Annotated in this window: 20 protein-coding genes; 11 read left to right on the top strand and 9 right to left on the bottom strand. The window is 48.3% G+C overall.

All coding sequences use genetic code 11. From position 1 onward, the window contains the following. Nucleotides 1–3: 3 nt before the first annotated feature. From DFR28_RS01160 to DFR28_RS01145, 4 genes are all read right to left on the bottom strand, one after another. Entirely contained in the window at nucleotides 4–975 is a 972-nt protein-coding gene (locus tag DFR28_RS01160; RefSeq protein ID WP_113952470.1) for a nucleoside hydrolase, read from the bottom strand. Between the two features lie 3 nt (nucleotides 976–978). Beyond that, nucleotides 979–1,869: a ribokinase gene (locus tag DFR28_RS01155; protein ID WP_113952469.1), complete on the bottom strand. Its 891-nt coding sequence runs from the start codon at nucleotides 1,867–1,869 to the stop codon at nucleotides 979–981. Further along, nucleotides 1,866–2,792, bottom strand: a complete 927-nt coding sequence (locus DFR28_RS01150) for an isopenicillin N synthase family dioxygenase (protein WP_113952468.1) — start codon at nucleotides 2,790–2,792, stop codon at nucleotides 1,866–1,868. Before DFR28_RS01150 ends, DFR28_RS01155 begins: the two co-directional genes overlap by 4 nt. A gap of 118 nt (nucleotides 2,793–2,910) precedes the next feature. Then, nucleotides 2,911–4,263, bottom strand: a complete 1,353-nt coding sequence (locus tag DFR28_RS01145) for a YiiX/YebB-like N1pC/P60 family cysteine hydrolase (RefSeq protein WP_113952467.1) — start codon at nucleotides 4,261–4,263, stop codon at nucleotides 2,911–2,913. A gap of 189 nt (nucleotides 4,264–4,452) precedes the next feature. On the opposite strand from DFR28_RS01145, the gene DFR28_RS19610 reads away from it, so the two are divergent. Continuing rightward, nucleotides 4,453–4,629: a hypothetical protein gene (locus tag DFR28_RS19610; protein WP_170131923.1), complete on the top strand. Its 177-nt coding sequence runs from the start codon at nucleotides 4,453–4,455 to the stop codon at nucleotides 4,627–4,629. A 247-nt stretch (nucleotides 4,630–4,876) separates the two neighbouring features. After that, nucleotides 4,877–5,485, top strand: coding sequence for a hypothetical protein (locus DFR28_RS01135; protein ID WP_147250888.1), 609 nt, complete (start codon nucleotides 4,877–4,879; stop codon nucleotides 5,483–5,485). A 107-nt stretch (nucleotides 5,486–5,592) separates the two neighbouring features. Here DFR28_RS01135 and DFR28_RS01130 read toward each other — a convergent pair whose 3' ends face one another. Then, on the bottom strand, nucleotides 5,593–6,012 hold the full coding sequence (locus DFR28_RS01130; protein ID WP_113952464.1) for a GFA family protein: 420 nt from the start codon (nucleotides 6,010–6,012) through the stop codon (nucleotides 5,593–5,595). Nucleotides 6,013–6,140: 128 nt separating this feature from the next. Between DFR28_RS01130 and sseA the strand changes: the two genes are divergently transcribed. Both sseA and DFR28_RS01120 read left to right on the top strand, forming a co-directional pair. Further along, nucleotides 6,141–6,983 (top strand): 3-mercaptopyruvate sulfurtransferase, encoded by an 843-nt coding sequence (sseA, locus tag DFR28_RS01125; RefSeq protein ID WP_113952463.1) that lies wholly within the window; start codon nucleotides 6,141–6,143, stop codon nucleotides 6,981–6,983. Between the two features lie 58 nt (nucleotides 6,984–7,041). Beyond that, the gene (locus tag DFR28_RS01120; protein WP_113952462.1) at nucleotides 7,042–7,707 is read left to right on the top strand and encodes a class I SAM-dependent methyltransferase; all 666 of its coding nucleotides are present in this window, start codon (nucleotides 7,042–7,044) and stop codon (nucleotides 7,705–7,707) included. 111 nt (nucleotides 7,708–7,818) lie between these two features. Here DFR28_RS01120 and DFR28_RS01115 read toward each other — a convergent pair whose 3' ends face one another. Both DFR28_RS01115 and DFR28_RS01110 read right to left on the bottom strand, forming a co-directional pair. After that, entirely contained in the window at nucleotides 7,819–8,373 is a 555-nt protein-coding gene (locus DFR28_RS01115) for a hypothetical protein (RefSeq protein WP_113952461.1), read from the bottom strand. Nucleotides 8,374–8,609: 236 nt separating this feature from the next. Continuing rightward, nucleotides 8,610–9,776: an AraC family transcriptional regulator gene (locus DFR28_RS01110; protein WP_147250887.1), complete on the bottom strand. Its 1,167-nt coding sequence runs from the start codon at nucleotides 9,774–9,776 to the stop codon at nucleotides 8,610–8,612. 210 nt (nucleotides 9,777–9,986) lie between these two features. On the opposite strand from DFR28_RS01110, the gene DFR28_RS01105 reads away from it, so the two are divergent. The 5 genes from DFR28_RS01105 (at nucleotide 9,987) to DFR28_RS01085 (ending at nucleotide 13,879) form a co-directional block, all read left to right on the top strand. Continuing rightward, entirely contained in the window at nucleotides 9,987–10,601 is a 615-nt protein-coding gene (locus tag DFR28_RS01105; protein WP_211316801.1) for a DUF938 domain-containing protein, read from the top strand. A gap of 129 nt (nucleotides 10,602–10,730) precedes the next feature. Then, nucleotides 10,731–11,948, top strand: coding sequence for a winged helix-turn-helix domain-containing protein (locus DFR28_RS01100; protein ID WP_113952459.1), 1,218 nt, complete (start codon nucleotides 10,731–10,733; stop codon nucleotides 11,946–11,948). Between the two features lie 57 nt (nucleotides 11,949–12,005). Further along, nucleotides 12,006–12,641, top strand: coding sequence for an RNA polymerase sigma factor (locus DFR28_RS01095; protein ID WP_113952458.1), 636 nt, complete (start codon nucleotides 12,006–12,008; stop codon nucleotides 12,639–12,641). Then, entirely contained in the window at nucleotides 12,641–13,300 is a 660-nt protein-coding gene (locus DFR28_RS01090) for a hypothetical protein (protein ID WP_113952457.1), read from the top strand. Before DFR28_RS01095 ends, DFR28_RS01090 begins: the two co-directional genes overlap by 1 nt. A gap of 27 nt (nucleotides 13,301–13,327) precedes the next feature. Further along, nucleotides 13,328–13,879, top strand: coding sequence for a PDZ domain-containing protein (locus DFR28_RS01085; RefSeq protein ID WP_170131922.1), 552 nt, complete (start codon nucleotides 13,328–13,330; stop codon nucleotides 13,877–13,879). A gap of 7 nt (nucleotides 13,880–13,886) precedes the next feature. Here the strand turns inward: DFR28_RS01085 and DFR28_RS01080 are convergent, their stop codons facing one another. Then, the gene (locus DFR28_RS01080) at nucleotides 13,887–14,753 is read right to left on the bottom strand and encodes a hypothetical protein (RefSeq protein WP_113952455.1); all 867 of its coding nucleotides are present in this window, start codon (nucleotides 14,751–14,753) and stop codon (nucleotides 13,887–13,889) included. A gap of 89 nt (nucleotides 14,754–14,842) precedes the next feature. On the opposite strand from DFR28_RS01080, the gene DFR28_RS01075 reads away from it, so the two are divergent. Next, on the top strand, nucleotides 14,843–15,559 hold the full coding sequence (locus DFR28_RS01075) for an aspartate/glutamate racemase family protein (RefSeq protein WP_113953364.1): 717 nt from the start codon (nucleotides 14,843–14,845) through the stop codon (nucleotides 15,557–15,559). Between the two features lie 75 nt (nucleotides 15,560–15,634). Next, on the top strand, nucleotides 15,635–17,032 hold the full coding sequence (locus tag DFR28_RS01070) for an alanine/glycine:cation symporter family protein (RefSeq protein ID WP_113952454.1): 1,398 nt from the start codon (nucleotides 15,635–15,637) through the stop codon (nucleotides 17,030–17,032). Nucleotides 17,033–17,071: 39 nt separating this feature from the next. Here the strand turns inward: DFR28_RS01070 and DFR28_RS01065 are convergent, their stop codons facing one another. After that, nucleotides 17,072–18,397 (bottom strand): cytochrome P450, encoded by a 1,326-nt coding sequence (locus DFR28_RS01065; RefSeq protein WP_113952453.1) that lies wholly within the window; start codon nucleotides 18,395–18,397, stop codon nucleotides 17,072–17,074. Nucleotides 18,398–18,422 lie beyond the last annotated feature (25 nt).

The following is an 18,422-nucleotide window of genomic DNA, read 5'->3' as shown; positions in this document are numbered from 1 at the left end:
TATTTACGAAAATGGAAAATTGATGAGGGTCTCAATAAACAGTGATTGTACGCGGTCGGCATCGACCTCAATCGCGGCTCGGCAGTCGGGGAGATCGCTCCAATATGGTAGTAAATAAGGTTCACGTTGTGTATCAATAGTGAGTTGACCCAGTGCGACGCCATCATGGATGACTCGAGCTGGTCCGCTGATAAACCCAAAGGCGCTCGGTTCGACTGTGTAAACTAATGCGCTGGCATCATGCATTGCACAGGCTCGGTCTAGGTCGCCAGCGCGTTCTAAACGGCTTGCATAAAAATCGATATAGAAGCGGCTACTGTCCCACAAGAACTGACCTGCTTTGCCGGAAGATTCTCTGATTGTGGCCAAATCATGGTCGCGCAAAACGGTTTGCAGAGTTACATCTAGACCAATAATTGATAGTGGCCAGTCGTGCGCGCACACGATGTCTGCCGCGTGCGGATCATTGATGAAGTTTGCTTCAGCCAGCGGCGTTACATTGCCAGCCTGATGTACCGTGCCGCCCATAACCACTAGTTCTTTCAATAGGCTTGGTAATTCTGGGTCTAATGTGACTGCCTGCGCGATGTTAGTTAACGGGCCAATGGCTACCAACGTGATCTCACTGGGATGCGCTCTAGCAAGGCGCACAATGGTTTGCGCGGCAGTCTCATTGAGTGCTTTGGTGCTGGGCTCGGGTAGATCGATGTTGCCGATACCGTCGGCCCCATGGACAAAATCGGGAGCCGGGAACGGAGCCATTTCTAATGGCACCTCAGCGCCTGCCGAAACGGGTATGTCGGGCCGGCCGAACACGCTCAAAATCGACAGCGCGTTGCGTGTTGTTAGCGCTACCGAGGCATTGCCGAACACGGTAGTGAGTGCCAGCAGCTCGATATCCGGATGGGCAATGGCAAAGGCAATAGCTTGTGCATCATCAATACCTGGGTCGGTATCTAGAATAATTTTTGGCATGTTTCAGTTCTTGTATCGACTCAGTTCATCGAGGGTTGGTATGGAAGAAATGGCTCCCGATCGGGTAACCGCAATTGCGCTGGCAAGGCAGGCTCTGGCTAAGGAGTCTTGATCGCTCAAGCCCGCCACTACGCCAGCCAGAAAATATCCAACAAAAGTATCGCCAGCGCCAGTCGTGTCTACTGCAGTGACATGCTCAGCGGCGCATTCCAGTATTTTCCCTGAATGCGCGAGGAGGGCACCTTGAGCGCCTAAGGTGATTACTAGCCGAGTATTCGGTAAGCGGTCACGCAGCGTACGTACAACGTCATCTATCGCGATTTCACCGGTCAGGCCTTGGGCTTCGCCTTGATTCACAATTAACGTATCGAGTAGGTGTAATGGCAGGTCAATAATGTCTTGCGTCATCGGTGCTGGGTTTAAAACCACGGCGACGCCTAATTCATGAGCTATTGCGAACGAATCAGCTAGCAGGTTGCATTCATTTTGTAGCAACAGACACGCGGCCTCAGAGTGCTGTGTTAATACCGAGCTTACGGTGTCTGGCTTAAGCGTTTGGTTGGCGCCACCATGCAATACAATTGCATTTTCACCAGCGTCGTCTACTTGAATGATAGCGTGGCCGCTGGCTTCGCTTGATAGTTGAATCGCATCAGTTCCAACCCCTGCGGCGGTGAGTTGCTCAACTGCCCAGACATCTGATTGATGAACTTGGCCGACGTGTTGAACATGACCGCCGGCCGCCGCAATGGCGACCGATTGGTTGGCACCTTTGCCGCCCAGCCCTTTGCTTAGGGTTTGGCTCGCAAGCGTTTCGCCAGGTTGCACAAAATGTGGCACTCGGTAAACGTAGTCGATATTGATCGAACCAATATTGATGATTGGTCGACTCATTTCATTAACCCTATTTGGATAAGGCGTTCGGTTAAATAATCGCTAGCCGTGATCGGTGGGTATTGTAGTGGTTGATCGTCGGTAACGCATTGCGGTAGGCAATCTAAGCGCATGGTCGGGTTGGGATGCATGAAAAACGGTATTGAGTAACGACTTGACTTGGCCTTGTCGCCCTGTGGATTAACTACTCGGTGTGTCGTTGATGGTAATGTTCCGTTACTGAGGCGTTGCAGCATGTCGCCGACATTGCAGATAATCGTGCCCTTAATCATGCTGATCGGTACCCATTCGCCTTGCCGGCTCAACACTTCTAAACCTTCTTGCTCCGAGCCGACCAACAAGGTTAATAGGTTGATATCTTCATGTGCCGCGGCCCTTAAATTTGGAACATTACCATCCAATATTGGTGGGTAATGCAGAATCCGCAGTAGTGCTTCGCCGTGATTGACGCGTGTGTCGAAATAATCCTGCGGGAGCTCCAAGCTCAGCGCGAAGACTTGTAGCAGTCTGTGAGCCAAGTCATCAAGTGATGTAAAGAGTGACTCAAAACTGGATCTGAAGGCGGTAATTTCAGCCGGCCACACATTCGGTGCGAGGTGCGCGATGCCAGCAACCTCGCGGCCAACATGGTAAAACTCTTTTAGGTCAGAAAATTCTGAGTCTTTCGCTTTTTCCGTGCCAAAGGGAACATAACCACGGGAGCGACCAACGGCGTCGGTTTCGTAGCGAGTCTTTTTTTCAACTGGCAGCGCGAAGAATGCTTGAGCCGCCGCGAATGCGTTACGTATCTGCTCTGGGTCAATACCGTGGCCGGTAATGCCAGCAAACCCCCATTCGGTATAGGCTCGTTTAAAGGCATTGGTAAATCCCTCGGGGTCGTGGCCAAAGTCAGAAATGTCTAGGGTTGGAATTTGATTAATCATGAGTTAGTCAAAGGTGGTAAAGGTTTTTCGCGATACTAAAAATACCGTAGATAGAATAACGTACTGCTGAAAAAAACCATAACCAGTTTGTGTTTGATTCGCGAGATTGAACTAACATTTATCGGTAACTTTGTTGCAACACCGCGTTAACTCGGTGGTCGGTGATGAGTTCATGCTTGCTGTCGCCAACCCCGAAAATAGCAATCGCTTGCGCCCAGTCGGACTCAATAGTGAGGTCTAGAATGTCTTCGGCCGACAGGGTTTTACGCCCGACTCGTTCATGCAGTGGGATGCGGCGTCCAGCAATACCATCAAACGCTCGATAAATTACCTCGGTGCAGACCAGTTGGTCGGCGCGAAAGAAATCAAAGTCAAAGTTATACGCTTTACCGGCGTGTACCGCGACTCGGCCTAGCGCTTGGGCGATATCGGTTTGACTAAAGTTCGGCCGAATTACTACAAATGCGTCGACACTTAAGGTGGATGCTAAGGAGCGAAAATGTACGCCGTCTTTAAGTGCCTCGAGCGTACACGCAGACTCACACCAGAAGCGATGATGTATCGGGTCGTGCGGTATCTGCAGGCGGTCGCGATCGTGCTCATAGCCGACATACAATGCCGCATGTGGCCAATAGCCAGGCAAAAACAAATTGGTTAGCGCGCGGCTATGACGGGTTATGAAAATGTCGCCTGGCTGAATGAGCTTAGCGAGTTGGTCGCGGACTGTCGGTGTGACTTTCTTGGGTCTAGGTAGCGACAATTCAGAGGCTAGTCGACCGCTGTACTCTAATACGGTGAACAGAGACTTTTGTTTAGCCGATGCGCCACGTCGCCGCCACACCAGCTTGCGGGACTTGAGCCAAGCTAAGAAATAGTGTCTGCGGCTTAGATTCAGATAGCGTTCCTGCTGCGGTAGGCGTGACAAAACGGATTCCACCGGAGAGTCTCTAACCGCGAGTTGAATCGTTTCGGCGTGTCGCTTTAAGGTGCGATGTGCTTGGTGAATACGCAACGCGTTCGCAGGTTGAACCAGTGCCTGATAGATTTCGCTAAACTGTTTACGCTCAATGCGGTGCTGAGGTAAGGCTTCATTGAGCTTACGTTGAATAATGGTGTGTGTGGCGACTTTGCCGACCAAAAAGCGATCCATTCTTATTAGTGAGCATACCGCTGAATAGGCGAGTACGAAAAAAGGGTAGTCTCGTTCGGCTGATAATTTGCTGATACCGCCGGTGGTTTGAATGCCGGCTTCAACGATGGACCACAAATTGCGACGAATGGTTATAAAGCGTGCAAACCAATAACCCATTTGCTCGTCTTCTTGAGGCGAAAATAGTCCTTCACTCGAGATCGCTGCCAATTTTTCAGTATTGAAAGCATCTTTGAACAGCTGCGGTAACGACTCATTTAATGTTACTAATGCCTGCGTAAGTCGCGTGAGCTCGGCAGTTTGCTTGGCGGATGTCGTCATTACTATACTCGGTGTGAAGCACGGAATGTCTTCAGTTGATCGGTTGGCTCGGCGCCGCCGACGTATAGACCCATCCCTTGGGGGGAGAGTTACTATTCATGCGAACACTCATCAAATCACTCTACTGGGTGAGGCGCTGAAGTGTATTGCTGGTTACACTGAATTTCAATTGAGAACATGGAGGTTCCTATGAAAATTCAAGCCCGTCAACTTAACGAGTCGATTATTTGTCGTTTGCCCAATGGTATTGAAATCGAAGTTACAATGTTTATCGTGGTCGGTGAAGAGTGCGACCCAGACGTTGATATCAACCGAGCAATTCGCTTGATTCAATCATGTCCACAGATATTGTCGAAATTCACCTAATCATAGGCTGTCAGCGAATCAATCACAGCGATATCTGCTTAATGAATTGATTCGTTGTATAGTCGGTGTGTGAGCAAGCACTGGTTCGCTCAGGTACTTATTACTTTTGAGCCTGAGCAAAGGCTAATGGCATGGTGGTGCTAAGTTTGTGAGCAGGCCGATTGAGGGGCGGAGTACGTTCAATCGAAATTTAGTCGATGCAGTAGAATGGATGTTGGTTTTCTGGGTCTAGGTTTAGGGTTGAAAAATGAAGAACATATTGTTGGTGATGCTTGCCTCGCTGGGGTTGGGCATATGTTGTGGTGTGCAAGCGGCAGAGCGTATTTTACTTAGCAATCAAGGCGGTAATAGTTGTACTGGCAACTATCTTGATATCACGGCTAAAGCCAAGCCCATTACGGTCAATGCGCTTGGTTTATCACTGTCGCCGGGCACTCACCGATTGCGGATTTTTACTAAGCAGGGCAGTTATTTAGGGTCCGAACTTCGGTCTGAGAGTTGGCGGAAAGTGTCTGATTTTTCTATTCAATCTCAAGGCTTTGATAAATTTACTCGGCTTGATTTAAGTGATTTTATTGTCGACTCGTTTGAGACTACGGGGCTTATGGTAGTGAGCTCCAATACCTTGTTTTACTCCAATAGCGAGGACAGTGAAGCCTATCTTGAGAATAGTGATCTTGCGGTCTACGCAAACGATGCTGTGTGTGGTGAGCCGTTTTCTGGATCAATACCTAATCGAGTGCTTAATGGTGTGGTCTTTTACAACGAAGGGTTTTGCTTTCCGCTGATTGTGCCAAACCGCCAGCCGTCAACGGACGGGAATGCCAAGCATCTTGTCGCGCCTATATGCCTTTGAGTTAGGCTTGGCGTTCGCATAGCATAGCTCGATTAAGTTCTGTTGCCGTGCAGTGTGTTTTTTTGACAAGCACTCTGCAAACTCTAAGTCGTGTTACGTTAGCTAGCTTATTCTTTTGGCGCAAGAGCGGCGAAAACCTCGGCGCCGGTCATCGTCGGTGTTGTTTGTTTGAAGCTGTAATACGATGGTTTTTCGTCAATAAATATTTGATGGTCAAAGACCAGGTCCGTTTGTGCATCAAATAGGCCAACCGGCATGATGAATGTCTGGTTGCCGATTAGCTTATAAAATAAGTGTGTGCCGCAGTGTGGGCAGAACCCTCGCTCAGCCCAGTCTGAAGACGAAAAACTGGATACGTCCCCGATGAAAGTGACTTGTGTTCCGCAGTCTAGGCCTAGAAACGGTCCGCCGGACCAAGTGCGGCACATACTGCAGTGACATGCGCCAATTTCTTTTACCACAGCGGCCGCAGTGAATGTCACGGCGCCACAAAGGCATTTCCCGTGTGCAGTAAATTTTTCAGACATATTGACTCCATCGGTAGTTAACGGGTAGTTGTTCAATCTAACGATAGCGTAAATCGAGGATCGACACGAGCGCCAAGGGTTGGGGTGATTCAGTTGGCAGCTCGCGCATTAGTGGTTACTATTCAAATATGCCAAATACGAGTCAACTTTGTAGTGTCGATGAGCTAAGTGATCGACTTAATGATCCGACGCTGAGAGTGTTGGACGGATCTTGGTACCTGCCATCGGCGCAACGCAATACGATTGCAGAATACCAACAACAGCATATACCGGGGGCGCAATTTTTTGATATTGATATGGTCTCCGACACGCAGTCTGAGTTGCCACATATGCTGCCAAGCGCTGACATCTTCTCGACGCATGTCGGGAACTTAGGCATCAGCAATCGGCATGAGGTGGTGGTTTATGATACCGCCGGTTTGTTTTCGGCGGCTAGGGTATGGTGGATGTTTAAAGTATTTGGACACCAACGAGTTCGAGTTTTAAATGGTGGGATGCCAGCTTGGATTGCTCATGGCGGCGCGATAAGCGCTGCGCAAGTTCAGCTACAAGCCGAAGTATATGAGTCATCGGAACCCGCGGGGTTGGTGGTTAATCATGCCGATTTATTAGCGAATTGCCACACCGCTGACTATACCGTGCTCGACGCTCGCTCAGCTGCTCGTTTTGCTGGCCGAGCGCCAGAGCCTCGAGCCGGTTTGCCGTCTGGACATATACCCGGTTCGAAATCGCTGCCGTTTGATCAGTTGTTGCTCGATGGTCAACTTCGTTCAGCTGCAGAGTTGGGGGCCTTATTCGAGAGTTTGCAGGATCAGCCCGAACCGAAATTTATTACCTCATGTGGTTCTGGAGTAACCGCGGCAATCATTAGTTTGGCATTGTTCGAAGCGGGTTACGGTTTGCAGCGTTTATATGATGGTGCTTGGGCGGAATGGGCATCATTGCCTGAGAGTCCCATCGAGGTCGCGTAGCCTGTGGTCTCGCACTCAGATTTAATGCCTGCTCAGTTGCGAGATATCCCCCATTACGATGACAGAATTCGCGTTTAAACAGTTGCAAAGCGAGTTGTCTGCTCGGGTTCCTTATGCTGCGTTGTCGACCGATAGTTTGCCACAAGTGCCGGAGCTGGTGTTGAGTTTACTCGCTGCTGACTACCCGCAACATAAATTGACTGGGACACAAGCGCAGGCATTGATGGACGAACCGCCGTATTGGGCGTTCTGCTGGGCCAGTGGTCAAGTGCTCGCGCGCTACTTATTGGACCGTCCAGAATTGGCCAAAAATAAGTTGATAGTAGATTTTGGCTGTGGATCAGGTGTGGCCGGAATCGCTGCCGCATTGGCTGGCGCAGAGCATGTGCTCATGGTTGACTCCGACCCAATAGCATTAGCCGCTGCTCGCTATAACGCTAAACTAAATGGAGTTAGTGTGGAGTGTTATCCAAGCTTGGACGCGTTTGATCAAAATACCGCCGCCGCGACGGTGCTTATTTCTGATGTGTTTTACGATCGTGATAACTTGCTGCTACTCGACCGATTCTTGGCTGATTTTGGACAGGTGATCGTAGCCGACTCGCGCATTACTAAAAACTTATTGCATGGAGTTGCTGAGGTGGCGACTTATCAGAGTCATACCGTGCCGGATTTAGCAGAGTCGGCTCAATTCAATTTGGTAAGAGTTTACCAATCTGCCTAACCGTTCGCGTTGTTCAAAAAACGGCGCCTTAAGTTCCTACCACCGTCCTTCGCTGAACAATACTAACCGTAGCTTCACAACATCTGCTTCACAACATTAAGATGTGAACGATTAGAAACGGTCGATCATTGCGTGGGTTGGTACGCCGTTGCCGTTACCTGTTGCGCCACGTCGGGTACACATTGTTTCAGGCACGATTTCAGCTGGAAATTCGACCTCGCCTTCAGTGACGTCGAACAACGTGATCTCGCATCTTGAAACTTGGCCGCTTACTTTAAATTCACCACGATAACGTCGTCCAGCAACCGGTGTAAAGCCTGCCGCTGCGGAACATGAACGTTCGGTATCACGCCGTTTTTCTTCATAGTCAACTTGAAAAATAAACGGTTCAGTTGTGGCGATATCAATCGTATCAAACGTTTCAATGTCTTCTACGTATTTTTCACGGTATAAACGGGAATTGCGTTTAGGTTTCGCGCACTTTTCGTCCAAGTATCGTACCACTGTATAATGCCGACCTAGAGTTTGCTCTGAGTCAGTTTTACCAATCAAGTTGAAACTTGCACTGCCGCTTATGCTGTCTTGTGCTTGTACAGTCGTTGCCCACGCACAAAAGGCGAGCACACTCACTGCGGTAAAAGAAATTTTGTTTGAGCCACTTTTCATTTTGATATACGCCTACCCCGACCTAAAAATATACTCGATTTCTCGAGCCCCAATCGATCTACGCTGGAAAGCGGGAAGTTGCTTCCCTAGGCATGTCGTCTATTACCCTACGTTATCACGAAGCTAAATTCAAACGTATTGGCTTAGTAACTTAACCAGCGCGGTGATAAAAATCCCTCTAAGATCGTCTTGATGATAGCGAAAAAGCTTGGTGATAGGTGTTTTATTTTTGACAATCATCCTTTATCGAGTGTTTTTGGCTTATTGGCGTTGGCGCGGAATTCGCTCGGTGTCTGCCCGGTCTTCTTTTTGAAAAATGTATTAAAAGTCGCCTTAGAGTTAAATCCGGCTAGTGCCATGACTTCCAAAATGGTTTTTTCGGGATGGTTACTGAGCAGGTGCGTGGCTTCGTTTACTCGGTAGCCGTTAATGAATTCGTAGAAATTACAATTGAACTGGCGATTAATTACGTTCGATAGTGTGCGTGTTGGCAGGCCAATTTGGTCGGCAAGCCGATCAATGGTTAAGATGGTGTTGGTGTAGGGTTTATGCGCTTCAATATAGTCCAGCACATTTTGTCGATGTTCGGGAGCGATCGGTTTGGGCTCGGCTATGTCGACATCGCGGTCAATTCCTTCATGTACATGCGCGTGGCCCAAGCTATAAAATATTAGTAGGCTGACCAGTAAAAATGCTGTGTAGTTGCCAAGTAGGCCAGCCGCCCCAAAGTTTACTGTGACACCAAACAACACGCTCAAAATCATCAATGACACAACAATCATTGACCATGCGCGGAGCAAGGTGAAGCTGGTCACTAATATCGTTAGCCATGCCAGTTCGTCATGATCGGCGCTATACACATTGGTTCTCAGATGGCGACGATAACGTTGTAGTTCAATTAAACAGACGACGCCCAGCGCCACTCGGAACATTTCTCTTAATAGCGTAATCCAGTGAATATATTCTTCTGTGGTCTGTAATTGATAGGTCTGTAGTTCGGCAACTCGATCTACACTGCCGACGCTGTAAAAGTAGATCCATTGATGGGTTAAGTAGGCTAAAAACGGCACCAGCAGGACTAGGTCGGTTGCGCGCAAGCTGTAATTTTTATAGATAATCGACCTTACATACCAAAGCAGCAATGGTGCCTCTAACCAATAACCATAACTGAAGAAATAGAACAAATTGGGCGAGTAATTCAGTGCTACCGATCTAAATTCTTCACCGAAACTAATTAAAATATCTAGTGGGATTGCCGCTTGTTGTATCAGAAACAGTGATAAAAATATGTTTGAAGTGCGCTTGCTGCTTTTAAGGGTGAGCAGCAATAACGCAAACAGTAGGCACAAGAAAGCCGTCATCAGTAAAATGACGTCATGGATATTGAAAATGGTTTCGCTCAAAGCAGTTAGGTTCTCGGATTTTGGCGAGCCATACGGTGCCCTGGATAATGTCGCATACGTTTCAAGCTGCGAAATATAGCAGCCGTAATTAAAACGTGGCAAGCAAGGTGTTTAAGTTGGCCGTTCAAGTTAGCCATTTAGTTCGTGCAGCAGCATCGGAAACCACATAATTGTCTACAGCCTGTTAGAAAATTGTTTTAAGATAGATTGGTGACTATCCTACTCCCTTTCTCGGCGGCCTGCGAACGCAACAAAGACGCTATTTTGGACGTTATTTCAAGCGTGCTAGATGAAGTCGACCATGTGCTTGAAATTGGTACCGGCACCGCCCAACACGCACTCCATTTTGCTCAAGCTAAACCGCACCTCGAATGGCAAACAAGCGACTGTGACGCCTATTTAGATGGTATTCGAGCGCAATTGCTTAACGCTAAGGTGGAGAATATCCGCCTACCGCTGGGGTTAAATGTTAATCAAACAGTGTGGGTAGAGGCTGGCCTTCGTTTTCCGTTAATTTATACCGCGAATACCTTGCACATTATGGCCTGGACGGAGGTTGAAGCGTTATTTGCTGGCTTGCCGACGGTGTCTGCTGACGGTGCGTACTTTATTGTTTATGGCCCGTTCAAATACCATGGGCGTTTTACCAGTGAGAGCAATGCTCAGTTTGATCAAAGTCTGCGCGGGCGCGGGCAGGGTAGCGGTATTAGAGACGTTGAGGCGGTAGTGGGCTTAGCTGATCAAGCTGGATTTGGCTTGTTGCGAGATGTGAGTATGCCGGCTAATAATCAATGTCTAGTGTTTCGCCGACGAGCGGATGCGTAGCGCTCGCGGCAGTTGCGTGGCGGGTATCAGAACTATTCAGCGAGCGATAAATGCTACTGTGATTCAGTGTCAAACACGTGTCGCTTTGGAAAACACAAGCAATGCGAGTGTTCGCTTTGGGTATTCAACTTGATTTCGTTGAGCCCAAAGGAAGCTAGAAAGCTCGCACTATTAGGTCAAGGCTTGTTGCGCTCCCGCGAGTTTGGCTCTGGGCATCAGGCGGTCCGGCGTGCTATTCAACAACTCAGTTATGTGCAAATTGATACGATCTCGGTGGTTGCTCGGGCTCATCATCATACTTGTTGGAATCGTATAGACTCTTATCGGCCAGATCAGCTCGATCACCTAATGCGGCAAGGCCACGTTTTTGAATATTGGTCGCACGCGGCGGCTTACTTGCCGATTGAAGATTATCGCTATTCTTTACGTCAAAAAAAGAGTTTTGCGGATGGCGAGCGCCACTGGCACGGAAAAGATCAGGCGATGTCGAGCGCGGTATTACAACGAATTGCGCAAGAAGGCCCACTTAAAGCCAGCGACTTTAAGCATCAGAAGCTTGGCTCAGGTAGCGGTTGGTGGGAATGGAAGCCGGCCAAAATAGCCTTGGAACAATTGTTTATGGAAGGCAAGTTAATGGTTGTTGAGCGGCGTGGCTTCCAAAAAGTTTACGATTTAACTGAGCGTGTTTTGCCCGCCGGTATTGATACGTCGATGCCATCTGAAGATGAGCAGTTGATGTATCTGGTGGACCGTTATTTGTCATGTAATGGTTTAGGGACTCCAGCCGAGATAGCGTATTTACGCAAAGGCACTAAAACTAAAGTCGTCGAGTTGTGCGAGCGCTTGGCGGAACAAAAGCAACTTGAAAAGCTTTCGGTTAATGGTCAAGCGTACTTCGCGCGCGGTGCCGAGCTCGAGTTGCTGGCCAAACCTTTGAGCCAGACTAAAGTTAAAATTCTATCGCCCTTCGACAATCTAGTAATTCAACGTCGCCGTTTGCAGGAGCTGTTCGACTTTAATTACCAAATCGAGTGCTATGTGCCTGCCAATAAACGAGTGCATGGTTATTTTGTATTGCCGTTGTTATGGGGGCAGCAGATGGCCGGCCGAATGGATGCCAAGGTGGATCGCAAAACTGGCGTGCTCACCATTAACGCGTTGTACATTGAGTCTGACATTAAAACTAAGCGAATTGCGGCCTTCTTGGACGCACTAATTCCGAGCCTTAAGATGTTTCGCGATTTTAATCAGGCCAGGCAAATCGAGGTGTTGTTGGTATCATCAGCGAACGGAGAAATGACTGCCAGTGATCGAAGACAATTGGTATTTAGGCTTAATTCCGTGTAAAACAGATTTTCTCTAATTTCTTTGCGACGTTTTTAAACAGGCTCGCATCCTTGAGTTATGCACGGCAGAAACTCTTCTATACAGTATCAACGCTTTCAGCAGGTGGTGGCTGAGGACGTATTGCGAGACGCGAAGCGTGGGGATTCCCGTGCACACGGTCAGCTGTATAAAACGTATTCTCGGGCCATATTTACCCTAGCGTTGGGAATTTGTGGATCAACCGAATGTGCAGAAGACGTGCTGCACAATACGTTTATACAGCTGATTAATAAACTGCCGTCTTACGAAGGACGAGCGCCGCTCGGCATGTGGCTTCGACAGATTGCTGTCAATGAGAGCTTGATGTATTTACGCAAGCACAAAAAACACAATGTGGTGGTATCCAGTGATGAATTTAGCTTCTTTGAGCAGGTTCAAGACACTGACGATGATCAGCACTTTCCCTCTTCGTCAGACGACTTTGCTCAACGACTGGGCGATCAAACCGACATGACGACACTGTTGAATAAATTGCCCGAAGACATGCGTATGATCTTATGGCTTAAAGAAGTTGAGGGGTATACGCATAATGAGATAGCTGGGCTGGTCGATAAGACGCCGAGTTATTCCAAGTCTGTGGTTGCGCGTGCACTACAATTTTTGCGCGAGCGGATTCCACAATCTGAACTGCTACCAACAGTAGGTGAACACTAATGCATGCAACGATTGAACAACTGACTGACATCCGAGACGGTATCCAGACCTCGGTGACAGCACACGTGCAAAACTGTGAACAATGCCAAGCTGAAATGGCGTATCTGGATAAATTGGCTGGGCATTTATTTGACAGTGTAGACCAAGCGCCTAGTGATGATGCATGGCAGCGAATTTTACAGTCCAGTGATTTGCCGGCAGCGAATGTTGTTGACTTGGCGTCAGCTCGGACTAGCGCTTCGCCGGCCAAGCAAAACAATTCTTTGACGCGCGCGATCTATACTCTAGCCGCATCAATAGCCTTTGTTGGTATGTTTAGTGTGTTTATGGTTACCCAGCAAACCACTCAGCAGCAGCAAGCAACGAGTCAAATGCAAGCGAAAATCAATCAGCTAATGTTGAATTCACGCGGGCTAGAGAACGTGTTGCAACAAGTAGTTGTGCAGGAAGATGGTCTGAGTGAATCGGACCGTGCGGCGGCCGAGCGGCTTTACTGGAAGCTGACCTCAGTCGATCAAGCGTTGCAAGAAGCCAAACCTAATACGCCGCAAGATGCTGAGCGTCTGCGCATTCTTTGGACCGATCGAGTGGAAGTTTTAAACGAATTAAACCGATTGTTTTATCAACGTAAAGACAATGTGGTTAATGCTAAGTACTAGTTTTAGTGCCAAGGTGACAAAATGAAGATGAGTACAATAATTTTTTCTACAATGCTGCTGCTAACGTTATCGCTTGCGTCAATCGGTGTGAGTTATGCGGGCGAGACTGGTGGTAAAAGTCAAAAAGAGCGAGAAAAAGCGCTAGAGTCTAAATTTTGGGATGAAAAGAACCATACCGAAGAGCTTAAATACGAAATCAGTTTTCTCGCCAAAAAATTGCTTGATATGAGTGGTGAAGAAACCATTACGGTGAGCCAGGAACCGATCCGTAAACCGTTCTTGGGGATTTGTTCTGAGGTGCGCCCTGGTGGTGTCGAATTAACCTGTGTGACACCGGGTCACAACGCTAAGTTGGCAGGGTTGCAAACCGGCGATATAGTTGCTGAGTTAAATGGGGCTAACCTTGTTTCGTCAAAAACATCAGAGGTTAAAGAAAGATTTTACCAAGAGCTGAAGGTGATGAAAGCTGGCCAGGTAATGGCGTTCAAAATATATCGTGGCTCGGAAGAATTAGATATTGACGTGACTGTCGGTGAGATTAATCAGCCTGGCTACACCATGACAATTCGGCGCAAATAAGACCCGGTTATTGACCTAACATTCTCAGCGGCGAAGCCTCATAACGGGCACGTTGCTCAGTGCTTAACAAGCTAATTAGCGCTGACTCAAAGTCGGACAGGCGTCTAGCTTGGACTGAACCTGCCGCACTAAATTGATCACCAATGGTCGATCCTAGCGGTACTTGTTCGAGGCTCTCGTTTAATTGTGACTCTAATATGGCATCCAGTTTTTGTTGCTGATCTGCGGATAATTCACCGACACCAATCTTAAATGACACCGCGAGCATGGCGGATTGCTGTCGCAGGTTCATGCTTGCGCGCTGCTGTTCGAAGGCTTGAAATGCGCGCAGTTGTTCGGGTGACAACAGGTCATGAACCGCATCTTCAAAATCAATTCTATTTTCCTCAAATTTCATTAGCTGCTCATCATACAGCTTGAGCTCGACTTGTTGGGCTGGGTCAAATTGGTCATTGGCTTGCCCCTGATCCGATGAGTTAGCGGTGAGATAAGCTAATCCGCCGTCGGTCATTGCCAAATTAGCATCTTGTTGAATTTTCAATTCGGTGAGCTTTGTTAGCTCATCTAATAATGGCACGTCATCTCCAATAAACTGTGCATATGCTGCACGCAATTGCGCAACCTGATCGCTGATCACAAAACCCGCCATGCGTTGCGAAAGTCGGCCATCTTCACTGATAAACGGGTTGGCGACACTTTCAATCGACTCATGCAACGGCGCTGGAGTGAGTGAAAGGTTCGGTTGCTGTGGGTTCTCTTGAGCATCACTTTGTGTACCAGTTAACGTTGGTTCACTCGTTGTTGTGGTGAAAAAGTAGATACCGACCATACCGAGCATAACTGCCGCGGCGATAATGATTGATTTTGATTGCATTGGATTAGCGCTCGGGATACGTTTGCCTGAGGCACGACTTTACCCTAAGCAGTCGATAAGCGGAATTTTAACTACGATGGAACACGATGATGAGGACAATTGGTTTGTTAGGCGGCATGAGTTGGGAGAGTACCGTTACTTACTATCGTGAAATCAATCGCGGTGTAAAACAACGACTCGGTGGATTGCATTCAGCCAAGCTGGCTATGGTAAGTGTTGATTTCGCTGAGATTGAACGTATGCAACATGCTGGTGATTGGGCGGGTACGGCTGAGCTACTAAGCGCAGCGGCTATCTCGGTAGAGCGAGCCGGTGCCGAAGCCTTATTGATTTGTACTAACACCATGCACAAAATAGCTGAAGAAGTTCAGTCAGCTGTGTCGATTCCGCTGTTACATATTGCGGATGCTACTGCCTTAGCTCTACAGTCTGCGGGTATTTCCAAGATCGGTCTGTTAGGTACAGCGTTCACCATGGAGCAGTCGTTTTATCGCGGTCGCTTGGAGCATCATGCGATTGAGGTACTAACCCCTAACAGTACGCAAAGAGCAGAGGTGCATCGGGTGATTTATGACGAACTTTGTAACGGAGTCATATCGTCAACATCACGCCAGGCTTATCTACAGATTATTGATGCGCTGGTTGAGCAAGGTGCCGATGCAATTGTTTTAGGTTGCACCGAAATTGGTTTGCTGGTGACTGATGAGTTCACCTCGGTGCCACTGTTTGATACAGCTGCGATTCATGCGCAAGCGGCGGTGGACTTTATGTTAGACCCCGTGTCGGACTCGCGTGGTGAATCGTAAGGAAAGGCACCCTATTCATGCTGCAAGTAGTACACTCAATTTAACTATCGAAACCGTCATCCAGCCAATAATCGCATGATTTATAATTTTGTATCGCAGGTAAATAGCGTCTTGTGGGGCAGCGTCCTCGTATATTTATTGATCGCGGTAGGCATTTGGTTTTCGGTTAGGTTGGGCTTATTGCAGTTGCGTCACTTTGGTCACATGTTTGCATTGCTCAAAGGCAGTCGACACTCTGATGAGCGCGGTATCAGCTCGTTCCAGGCCTTGTGTACGAGTTTGTCAGCGCGCGTCGGAACCGGCAACCTCGCGGGCGTTGCCATTGCTATTTCATTGGGCGGCCCTGGCGCCATATTTTGGATGTGGGTTATTGCATTTCTTGGTATGGCGACGGCTTATGCTGAGAGCTTGTTAGCCCAAGTTTATAAAGTGCACGATAGCAATGGAGAATTCCGTGGTGGGCCAGCTTATTACATTCAGCTGGGGCTTAATCAGCGCTGGTTAGCGGTTTTGTTCTCGCTGTCGTTATTGTTCGGCTATGGCTTTGTTTTTTCTGCGGTGCAGGCTAATACCATCGCTGATGCGCTTAACAATACTTACCAGTTTCCGGTGATGTCGACTGCGGCGGTGGTGACCGTGTTAGCGGCGCTTATCGTCATCGGTGGACTCCGCTCGATTGGGCGCTTTGCCGAAATCGTAGTGCCGTTTATGGGCTTGGCGTTTGTACTTACTGCATTGACCATCACTTTCATGAATATTAGTCTGGTGCCAGACCTGCTGCTTAATATAGTGACGTCAGCATTTGGTTGGCAGGAAGCTGGCGCGGGAACGTTTGCCGCGGCGCTCAAAAATGGCATCCAGCGGGGCCTTTATTCTAACGAAGCTGGGGCCGGCAGTGTGCCGCAGGCGGCGGCGAGTGCCGCGCCGAACCCGAATCATCCGGCGTCGCAAGGCTATCTGCAAATGCTTGGCGTATTTTTCGACACGATGGTGGTCTGCACTTGTACTGCCTTAGTGATATTACTGGCGCAAGGCGGCGAGGCTGGTGATATGGAAGGAATTCGTTTGACCCAGCGCGCGATGGTGGAACACATCGGCCCGTTTGGCAGTCATTTTGTGGCGTTGGCAATTTGCCTGTTTGGCTTTACGTCGATCGTTGGTAATTACGCTTATGCTGAAAGCAATTTACACTTTTTCAAGCTCGATCATCGTTGGGGGCGGCATACGTTTACATTGATATTTTTGAGTATGATGTTTATTGGTTGTCGGTTTGATTTGGTGCAAGTGTGGGCCACCGCTGACATGGCGTTTGGCTTGATGGCTGTGATCAACGTGGTGGCTTTGCTATTTTTGACACGCACGATTATCGCGGTGACAAATGACTATCAACGTCAACGAGGCTCTGCAAATGCAATCAGCTTTCGCGTAGCCGACTGCAAGGTACAAGGTAAAACTGAAGATTCAATCTGGTGACCGAATCTTCAGTTGTTGTTGATTGCTAGTGCGGCTTGTCTACGTTTTAATAATGGGGGTTAAGGTCAACGGCAGTAAGTCGATCGGCTTACCAATCGGAGCTGGTTGGTAAGGCATTTCATAGCCAGGCTTAACGCTGATTTGGTAGTTTTTAAGTAAATGAAATAGCACCAACTTCACTTGAAAATCGGCGAACCGTAAACCTAAACATTTATGTGCTCCGCCACCGAATGGAATCCACGCGTGTTTATGGATGCGATCTTCGGCGCGCTCCTTCGAGAAGCGTTGTGGATCAAATTTATTGGGTTCAGTCCATATCGCTGGTAAGCGGTGGGTAAAATACGGGCTGACAAATACTTGGTCGCCTTTGTCTATTTGGAAACCATTAAACTCGCATGCTTTAATTGCCAAACGAGGGATGGTTGGTAGTGGGGGGTACATCCGCAGCGCTTCTTTAAAAACTAACTCGGCGGTTTCAAATTCGGCCATTTGTGAATAATCTAGCGTGCTTGAGCCGAGAGCTTCGATGTCGGAGCGAATCCGGTCTTGCCACTCAGGATTTTTCGCCAGTGCGTAACACACGCTGGACAATGAGCTGGTGGTCGTGTCATGCGCTGCCATCATCAGAAAAATAATGTGGTCAATGATGTCTTGATTGCTAAAGCTACTGCCGTCATCGCCTTCGGCGCGACAAATTTCGGCGAACATGTCGGTGTCATCAGAGTCCTTTTTAGCGGCTATCCGTGAACCAAAGTAGTCTACTAAATAGGCGCGTCCCTCTAACCCTCGTTGATATCGGTTGCCAAGCATTGGGTATCTAACTAACACCATTGATGCTTCTACCATATCCACAAACGCTCGATTGACTCGTTCCGACTCGCGGCTCAATGATTGACCAATAAAAGTGCTGGCCGCCAAGTTAAGGGTCAACTTTTTGATCGCTACATAGAAGCGAAAGTCTTTCTGTAGTCCCCAACCCGCCACGGTGCTGGCAATATCTGGGTTCATATCGTCGACATAGCGTTCCAGTGCGCTGGCTTTAAATGGCGCTCCCATTAACCGGCGGTGGTGTCGGTGTTCATCGCCATCGCGCAGCATTAACCCATTTGGGAATAAATGCTTTAACGAGCGATTCCACGCTTTGCGACTCGAGAAGTTTTTATCTCTATCCAGCAATACAAACTCATTGCCTTCAGGGCTCATGATATGTACTGCCTTGGTTGCTAGGTAATGGTTGTAATATATTGGGCCGTATTTTTCATGCATTTCATCGAACAAGTTATTGCAGTTACGAATGAATCTCATGGTGTGCCCAATTACTGGAAGACCTTTTTCTCCTGGGATCGTCTTGAGTGCAGCAGTCATTATAGAATAATCCTGATTATTTTTT

Source organism: Arenicella xantha, assembly GCF_003315245.1.
Classification (GTDB): Bacteria; Pseudomonadota; Gammaproteobacteria; order Arenicellales; family Arenicellaceae; genus Arenicella; species Arenicella xantha.
The sequence above is the reverse complement of the archived record's forward strand: the minus strand, read 5'-3'. Positions and strand labels throughout refer to the sequence as shown.